Here is an 8,139-nt window from a genome sequence, read left to right on the forward strand (position 1 = left end):
GGGACTGTCAGGAATTCCGTGTTCGGTCGGGCATAATGGGTAAGAAGGAGTCCCACTATGTCGCGACGCAAAGAACCTGCGATACCGAATGATCTTCTCGACCAGTTGCTTGCGGGCGGTTCCGCCAGCGCGGCATTTGGACAAGGTGGTCTGCTGGATTCGTTGAAGAAGGCGCTGACCGAGCGCGCCTTGAACGCGGAGATGGATCATCACCTGGCTGGCGACGACAGCGTCGGCAACACGCGCAACGGCTATGGTCGTAAGACCGTAACCACCGAGACCGGCAAGCTGGAGATCGACGTCCCGCGCGACCGCCAGTCGAGTTTCGACCCGCAACTGATTGCCAAGTATCAGCGCCGCTTCCCAGGGTTCGATGACAAGATTGTTTCGATGTACGCGCGGGGAATGAGCACCCGCGAGATCACCGGGCATCTGCACGATCTGTATGGCATCGACGTGTCGCCAGACCTGATCTCAACGGTGACGGACGCCGTGCTTGAAGAGGTCGCCACTTGGCAGCAGCGGCCGCTTGATCCGATATACCCGCTCATTTTCTTCGATGCGATCCGGGTCAAGATCCGCGACGAGGGGATGGTCCGCAACAAGGCGATACACATCGCGCTGGGCGTGCGCGCCGATGGCGCCAAGGAGGTTCTGGGCCTGTGGCTCGAGCAGAATGAAGGCGCGAAGTTCTGGCTGCGGGTCATGAACGAGCTCCGCAACCGCGGCACGGAAGACATTCTGCTTGCCGTCGTCGATGGCCTCAAGGGCTTCCCCGAAGCGATTACCGCCGTGTTCCCCGAGACGATCGTGCAGACCTGCATCGTCCATCTGCTGCGCAACTCGATGGACTTCGTGTCCTGGAAGGACCGCAAGGGCTTGGCGACGGCGCTCAAGGAGATCTACCGCGCGCCAAGCGCCGACACCGCCGAACAGGCGCTGACCGCGTTCGAAGCCGGTTCCTGGGGCCAGCGTTACCCCGCTATCGGACAGAGCTGGCGGCGCGCATGGAGCGAGGTGATCCCGTTCTTCGCCTTCCCCCAGGAGGTGCGCAGGATCGTCTACACGACGAATGCCATCGAGGCACTGAACTCGAAGCTCAGGCGGGCAGTCAGGGCAAGGGGCCACTTCCCCAGCGACGATGCCGCCACAAAACTGCTCTATCTGATCTTGAACCGATCCGAGAAAGAGTGGAAAATGCCGCCACGTGAATGGGCGATGGCAAAGGCGCAATTCGCCGTCATCTTCGGCGAACGCTTCATCAGGGCCATGGCGGCATAATGTTCAACCGCCCGACCGAACACGGAATTCCTGACAGTCCCACACCTGTTGCAGATAGGAGAGCTGGGTGTTGAGCGCGAAGTTGCGCACCTGCATGTCCTCGCTCATGCGTTGCCGAAGTTGGGTCATGACAAGCTCCTTTGTCCGATGGAATGGGCTGCAAGCAGCCACCCCATGCTCGCGCAGTTGGAGCTCCTATTGAACGCCTGACCGGCACGACAGAGGACGCCATCAAGACCGCGCCGTCGGCGAACACCCCCCTTGCCGCTCCGCCATGGCGGAGCGGGTTAGTCCAACCGTTGCTATGTGTCGGGCGAGATTATGTGGCGGAGGACTCCAGACTTGGCAGGCCCTGACAGGCGTCTGCGCGGCTCCGCCACATAATCTCGCCCGACACATAGGAACGGATCGGCGCCCGTATCGCGCACCAGCGCCGCCAGGCCCCTTCCGGAAGTCGACCGGCCGCGTCGCCACATAGACCTTGGCTCCTGACGGGATCATGCTGACCGCACGGCCCGGATCGCCTCGGCCAGAAGGGCTGGGGCGACATCGCTGCCCACGCGGATCGTCGCGTCCCCGATGACGATTTCCAGACCGCCGGCACAAGCGCCATTCTCGTGCGACATTTCCACTGGCGCGAAGCCCTGCGTCTGGACCTCCGGCTTTGCCGGCAGGATCGCGATGGCGCCGGAGCGAACCGCCTTGCGCCGCCAGGCAAACAGCTGCTGCGGGCTCACCCTATGCGCCCGCGCTACCGCCGAGACATTCGCGCCCGGCATCATCGCCTCTTCCAGAATCCGAGTCTTCGCCTCATCCGACCAGCGACGACGCATCAACGCCGGGCTCTCGTCGAGACGATCAGGCGCCGCCTCGATGACTGTAAATGTTCCAGGTCTGGACTTGGGTGCAGACTGCAAACAAACCTCCCGTGAGAATCATCACAAGAGTGTCGCGCCCTTCATCAATCCGCGAAACATGGGAGCGCTTGGGCGCTTACGACGTTCCGTGGGGCAGACCTGATTGTCGCCGTGACTTCGTCACCGAAGTCGGCGACACCAGCCGGTTCGAAAGCCCACGCCAGCTCATGGGATATCTCGGTCTCGTTCCCGGCGAGCGCTCAACCGGGGAGACAGTCCGGCGCGGCGGCATCACAAAGGCAGGCAACGGTCGTATTCGCCACATGTTGGTCGAGAGCCGCGTGAGCAATCACTATGTCTTTGCCGAGTCATGGTCATGGACCGCTCGCGGGCGATCGACCAGCCGGAAATGTAGTTCTATGGCGCACTCAGTGTTGACCGCCATGACCTCACTAAGGTCCGAGATTATGTGATCACAAAAGAGGTATTCCCGCGACACCGTTCCTGTCACCCCTACAACTTGCATGCCGGCATCTCGCGCCGCCTTAACACCTGCAGGGGCGTCCTCAAACACAACGCAGTTGTCGGGGCTTACACCGATTTGGCGGGCGGCGGAAAGATAACCCTCGGGAGCCGGTTTGCCCAGAGTAACGTCATCGGCCGAAACCAATACTGGAGGTGCGCTGACACCTGCCGCCCGCAGGCGCGCTTCAGCGACAGCGCGGCACCCAGAAGTAACAACTGCCCACGAGTTGGATCGCAATGAATTGACGAGCTCTACGGCTCCACTCTTTGAGCGAATCCGGTATGCTTCAGCGACTTCGTCCTCTTGAATGCGCCTTACTTCCCTTTCTACATCAAGAAAAGGCGCTGCGAGTTTTACCACGTCCCGATCATTGCGGCCGTGTGACAAGTCTACTACGCGAGCAGGGTCCAAATGGTGTTTTGATGCCCAACGGCGTAACGATCGCTCAATATGCGAGATAGAGTCTATCAGCACTCCGTCCATGTCAAACAAAACCGCTTTGCACTCTATTTTCAATTGCTTGCTTCTTTCCATCAAGGTTCACCATAACACCAGTGATCGTAATACTTGCGCGCCGTTTAGCCAGAAAAAAAGGAATGAATGCTGGCGCACACGAAGCCGACCTGATCGTCCGTCATCGCTGGGTGGAGTGGCAAGCAGAGTGAATGTTCTGCCAATGCCTCTGAAACAGGCAAATCTCCGGTTCGATATCCAAGGTCACCAAAAGCTTCTTGCAAATGAATTGGAGTCGGGTAGCGGACAACAGCATCGATGCCACGTCTTCGCAAATGCGACAGCAGATCATTGCGCAAGTCGGTTTTGATCTGGAATAAATGGTAGACATGCTCGCCAGTTCGCGCGCCACGCTGAAATGCGATCGGCAGGCCATCCAGCCTCTCGCGGTATATCGATGCTATCCGGACGCGCGCGGCGCCCCATTTATCTACACACGGAAGCTTGTTTCTAAGCACCAACGCCTGGATTGTATCCAACCTGGAATTATAGCCGGGAACACGATGTTCGTTTTGGCGAGTCTGACCGAAATGCCGCATATGACTTAGTCGATCTGAAAGTTTCGGGTTATTCAGAGTGACAGCACCCGCGTCTCCAGCCGCTGCTAGGTTCTTCGATGGTGCAAAGCTCCAACACCCAGCGTCGCTTGTTGAGCCAACTTTCTTTTCGCCGGACAGTGCGCCAATGGCTTGCGCACAGTCTTCGACAATCAACAATCCATTGCGCTTCGCGAGGTCATGTACGGCTGCCATGTCTACAGACTGGCCGAACAAATGCACCACAATAACGGCTCTTGTTCGCCTGGAAATCTTCTGCTCGACCTGCCCCAAATCGATCAAAAAGGTATCTGGTTTACAGTCAACTAGAACCGGAATGGCGCCAACTCGAACGATTGCCAGAGCTGTGGCATGAAACGAATTGGTGACAGTAATAACCTCATCGCCTTGACCGATTCCCAATGCATGCAAGGCAAGGATCAGGGCGTCCGTTCCGGAATTGACCCCAATTGCGTGCTTGGTTCCAATATATGTTGCGAATTCCCGTTCAAAATCAGTGACCGCTTGACCAAGGATATATTGACCGCCGTTGAGCAGATCCCTCATTTGCGCCAAGAGTGTAGCTTCAATATCGCTGATCTGCGACGGATAATCGTATCGGGGTACTATCCAGTTCATTTTATTCCGCTTTAGTTGAATGTTCGTATTCAATGCGCCCGCTGCTGCGGTTCCAGTCATCCTCAAGGCGGATTACATCATCTAGTTCGGGAGTTGAGCACTCCACAAGTGTGATATCATTCTCCGCCTCAATGCGGTGAACCATACCTGGTAGGATGTGGACGATATCGCCCGCGCTGAGGTCAATTTCTCTCAAGCACTCCATCTGTTGCTGTTCTGTGTAAAAAAGCACACCGTTCCCATTCAGAACCAAGTTCGCCTCCTCCTTGCATTCATGGTATTGGAGGCTGGTCCTTTGACCGGCCTTGATATGAATGATCTTGAATCCGAATCGGGCTTTCTCATTGACAAGCCAACGCTCTTCACCCCATCCCTTGGTGACCGTTTTAGCGGTCGCAACGTGTTCAACTTTGAATTCATTCGACGCATTGCTGGCTGATCGAGTGGCCGTTGAGAAAAGGGCGTCTAAGTAATCTTGCTTCATAATGGGCTCCTTCATAATCTTATCTACCGAAGGCTACGACATATCGTTCGATGGCTTGCTCAATGGAAAGTCGTAGAAGTTCGTCAAGACTCCTCCCATGTTTGCTGCATTCGGATTCCGCAACGCATTTGATCGCCCGATATCTCTCAGTGCCAAACACGTAGTGACCAGCGATGATCGCGCGGTCTGTATCGGATGCGCGGGAGTTCGAATTCATCCACTTTTTCCAAGCAAATGACTGGAAGGCAAGTTCCAGGAAGCGTTCCAGTTGAACGGCTAAGTTCAGTTCCTTAAGGATAGAAACGACCGCTCGGGTTTCTGCGACACCGAACTCCGGCGCAACGTTGATTGCGGAAACCCCGGAGCGTTTTAGTATAGATAACTCGTCTACTGGCAGATAGTCGGCATTGTGGGCCTTCAATGCGACGCCCGTTTCACGACAGATGTTGGCAAGCTGCTCGATTGAGTGCCGCACCGCATGGGGAGCCGCCATGATCGCTCCCACATTTTCTGTTTCCAGAACTTTGGTTCCCGTTTGAGCGACTACAAAAGTTGGCAACGGGAGTTTAAGGCTAATTAATCGGTTCAGAACATTATGAAGCTTGTCCTTAAAATCAGAAGGATAGGTGGCGTCAGCGCTCTGATCTTCGAAACCAATTTCAAACTGAACCGATCTACCGAGGCTTCTGGCAAAATCATGACACCCCGCATAAAGTTCCACTAACCTCGCCACTGCGCTTTCGGCCTGAGCGATTCCCGCTCGCTCCGAGCTAGTATCAATGTGGAGTAGATCAAATCCGGCCCGGATGTCCGCCTTGAAGGACTCCATGCAGGAGTTTATTGCTCTCTCCTCGCTATATTCAATTTCGCTAGGGTGTTGCCATGGGCCCCCATGATCACGACAAATGAGCAAAGAACTCGGCAAGGATGTTTTTCGAACGTGTTCTGCAAACGTTTGCGTGGTCCAATTCTCAACGTAACCACCCCCTAAGTCGTCACTATCAATTTGACGCCTGCTGGCGATCAGCATCAACGGGATTCTGTGACGGTTCGCGATGCGATTGCAAGCTTCGACGACGTTTTTGGACATCGGTCCAATTCCGACTGACGGAGGATGCAGGGTGCCGTTTGGCCGTACGCAAGAATTATCCATTGTCGCCATCGCCTCGCGGTTGGAAAGTCCTTGGCGTCACGCAAAGCGCGCCACGTTACGGTTACTGTTCAGAATGCAAATGCCGTGCCGTGTACGAATACCGGGTCTATTCATTAGGTTAGTTGCGAAAGACGTTTTTGTGTGTTTGCGATCAAACATTACTGTCAGGATTGCGACAGTGTTCCAGCAATGTCGCGGCTTGGGCTCAAACGTTATGCTGCAGGTGACCTGATGTGGTGGACGGCCTCCGCTCCGGGCATCGCAATGTGCCAAAGTGTGGCTGTCGAAAGTCACATGAGGGAGAGCAGTCCATGGAGAAGATTGCCATAATTGGTCTGGATATCGCCAAGCAGGTATTTCAGGTTCACGGTATCAATGGTGCTGGCGCGATCGTGAGCCGCCGCAAGCTGCGCCGCGACGATGTCGTTGGATTCTTCAAGGCATTGCCGCCGTGCCTGATCGGCATCGAAGCGTGCGCGACTGGACACCACTGGGCTCGGGTTCTTTCGGCGCTGGGTCACGAGGTTCGGCTAATGCCAACGTCCTACGTCAAGCCATACGTGAAGCGGCAGAAGAATGATGCGACAGATGCCGAGGCAATCTGCGAAGCGGTGACGCGACCAACGATGCGCTTCGTTCCGGTGAAGAGCGAGGAGCAGCAGAGGGTGCTGATGCTGCATCGGTCCGCGAGCTTTTGATCCGGCAGCGGACAATGCTGGTGAACGCCTTGCGCAGCCACTTGGCGGAGTTCGGCATCGTGACACGACAGGGCATTGCCGGCGTCGGAATGCTGATCGCGTTGGTCGAAGACGATGATCACGATCTCATCCCGCCGCTCGCGCGGTCCGCGCTTCTTCCGCTGATCGCTCAATTGCGGGAGGTGCACGAGAAGGTCAGCGAGATGGATCGCCAGATTCATGCTTGGCATCGCTCGAACGAACTGAGCCGACGCCTCGAGACGATCCCTGGAATCGGCCCGATCACTGCCAGCGCAATCGCGCGACAGTGACAGACGCGTCACTGTTCAAATCCGGCCGACAACTGGCGGCGTGGATAGGCCTGGTGCCGCGGCAGAACTCATCGGGCGGCAAGGACCGCCTCGGAAGGATCAGCAAACAAGGCGACCCGTATCTCCGCCGGCTTCTCGTGGTCGGAGCGCATGCCGTGCTCCGATTCAGCGGCAAAAGCAAAGCGGTGACTACCCGTTGGGCTGCCGAGCTTCTGGCGAAGAAGCCGTACAACGTCGTTGCTGTTGCCTTGGCGAACAAGATGGCGCGGATCGTCTGGGCGTTGATGATGACCGGCCGACGCTTTGAGGCTTCCGCCGCCGCATGAGGCGGTCGCGGAGGATGCAGGGATTGGTGAGGTGCTGATGGTGCGATGATGAACGGTCGAGCCGGGATCGGACAAACCCGATCAGTGGGTGCCGCTTGAAAGCGCGTTGACCTATCTGGGATCCGATCAGCGGACTACATCAGGGCCAGCGGCATGAACACGCCGCAATCAAAGGCCGAGTACATGCCTGCACCCGACCAATCGTCAGAACCGCCGAAAAGCCCTTGCCACGCGGAGGCCAATGGTATGGACCCCGCCCTCCAGGCGAGGTGAACTCTCGAACGTCAACTGCAACAAAGGAGGATTGGACAGGGCGCCGTGTCGGGGCGTTGCGAACGGTCCATAAAATCCACGGCTACCGTTCCGCAGAAAAGAACGGCGAGTGGCTCACGCTTACCGAAGCCGCTAAAAAGCTTGGTGTTTCTGCCCATCGTGTCCGCCGGCTGATCAAGGAGGGGGCGCTTCCGACCGAGCAGGTTGTTCCTGACGCGCCGCACCAAATACGAGCGACGGACCTGGAAAAGGATGAAGTGACCCAGTTTCCGCGTCACAGAGGCCCGTGTCGCATCAAAATGGAAAACCAAAAGTCCCTGTTTCCAGGCATTTGAAGAGGAGGTGCAGTATGAATCGGTCATTGCAATTCCTCTCAGAGCGCGCTCGGCGGCATTGTTCGTGAGACAAATCCGGCCATCTTCCAGGAAACGGGCAAACCCATCCCAGCGCTTCAGCATGTAATCGATCGGCTCGACCACTTCGGACGATTTGCTGAGCGTTGCGCGCTCCCGTTTCAGCCACGCGTGCATGTCATCGAACAG

Annotated in this window: 7 protein-coding genes and 4 pseudogenes; 4 read left to right on the forward strand and 7 right to left on the reverse strand. The window is 56.8% G+C overall.

All coding sequences use genetic code 11. The annotated features are described in order from the left end of the window. The first annotated feature begins 57 nt into the window (after positions 1-57). On the forward strand, positions 58-1,281 hold the full coding sequence (locus ACFFNA_RS40390; RefSeq protein WP_378926014.1) for an IS256 family transposase: 1,224 nt from the start codon (positions 58-60) through the stop codon (positions 1,279-1,281). Between the two features lie 42 nt (positions 1,282-1,323). Here the strand turns inward: ACFFNA_RS40390 and ACFFNA_RS40395 are convergent. Continuing rightward, a pseudogene (locus tag ACFFNA_RS40395) lies at positions 1,324-1,410 on the reverse strand (integrase); the annotation flags it as partial. Between the two features lie 368 nt (positions 1,411-1,778). Continuing rightward, a complete protein-coding gene (gene tnpA / locus ACFFNA_RS40400) occupies positions 1,779-2,198 on the reverse strand; it encodes an IS66-like element accessory protein TnpA (protein ID WP_378926017.1) in 420 nt (139 codons plus the stop codon). A 72-nt stretch (positions 2,199-2,270) separates the two neighbouring features. Between tnpA and ACFFNA_RS40405 the strand changes: the two are divergent. Beyond that, positions 2,271-2,476: pseudogene (locus ACFFNA_RS40405) on the forward strand (transposase); the annotation flags it as partial. 14 nt (positions 2,477-2,490) lie between these two features. Here ACFFNA_RS40405 and ACFFNA_RS40410 read toward each other — a convergent pair. From ACFFNA_RS40410 to ACFFNA_RS40425, 4 genes are read right to left on the reverse strand one after another with little or no spacing between them, the layout of a single operon-like run. After that, entirely contained in the window at positions 2,491-3,198 is a 708-nt protein-coding gene (locus tag ACFFNA_RS40410) for an HAD-IA family hydrolase (protein ID WP_378926019.1), read from the reverse strand. A gap of 44 nt (positions 3,199-3,242) precedes the next feature. Next, positions 3,243-4,352, reverse strand: a complete 1,110-nt coding sequence (locus tag ACFFNA_RS40415; protein WP_378926021.1) for a DegT/DnrJ/EryC1/StrS family aminotransferase — start codon at positions 4,350-4,352, stop codon at positions 3,243-3,245. Position 4,353: 1 nt separating this feature from the next. Continuing rightward, positions 4,354-4,836: a cupin domain-containing protein gene (locus ACFFNA_RS40420; RefSeq protein WP_378926023.1), complete on the reverse strand. Its 483-nt coding sequence runs from the start codon at positions 4,834-4,836 to the stop codon at positions 4,354-4,356. A 19-nt stretch (positions 4,837-4,855) separates the two neighbouring features. Further along, positions 4,856-5,866: a tagatose-6-phosphate kinase gene (locus ACFFNA_RS40425; protein WP_378926025.1), complete on the reverse strand. Its 1,011-nt coding sequence runs from the start codon at positions 5,864-5,866 to the stop codon at positions 4,856-4,858. Positions 5,867-6,300: 434 nt separating this feature from the next. Between ACFFNA_RS40425 and ACFFNA_RS40430 the strand changes: the two are divergent. Both ACFFNA_RS40430 and ACFFNA_RS40435 read left to right on the forward strand, forming a co-directional pair. Continuing rightward, a pseudogene (locus tag ACFFNA_RS40430) lies at positions 6,301-7,324 on the forward strand (IS110 family RNA-guided transposase). A gap of 269 nt (positions 7,325-7,593) precedes the next feature. Further along, positions 7,594-7,932: a helix-turn-helix domain-containing protein gene (locus ACFFNA_RS40435; RefSeq protein ID WP_378926029.1), complete on the forward strand. Its 339-nt coding sequence runs from the start codon at positions 7,594-7,596 to the stop codon at positions 7,930-7,932. A gap of 24 nt (positions 7,933-7,956) precedes the next feature. Here ACFFNA_RS40435 and ACFFNA_RS40440 read toward each other — a convergent pair. Further along, a pseudogene (locus tag ACFFNA_RS40440) lies at positions 7,957-8,139 on the reverse strand (IS66 family transposase); the annotation flags it as partial.

Source organism: Mesorhizobium kowhaii, from assembly GCF_042431665.1.
In the GTDB taxonomy this organism is placed as follows: domain Bacteria; phylum Pseudomonadota; class Alphaproteobacteria; order Rhizobiales; family Rhizobiaceae; genus Mesorhizobium; species Mesorhizobium kowhaii.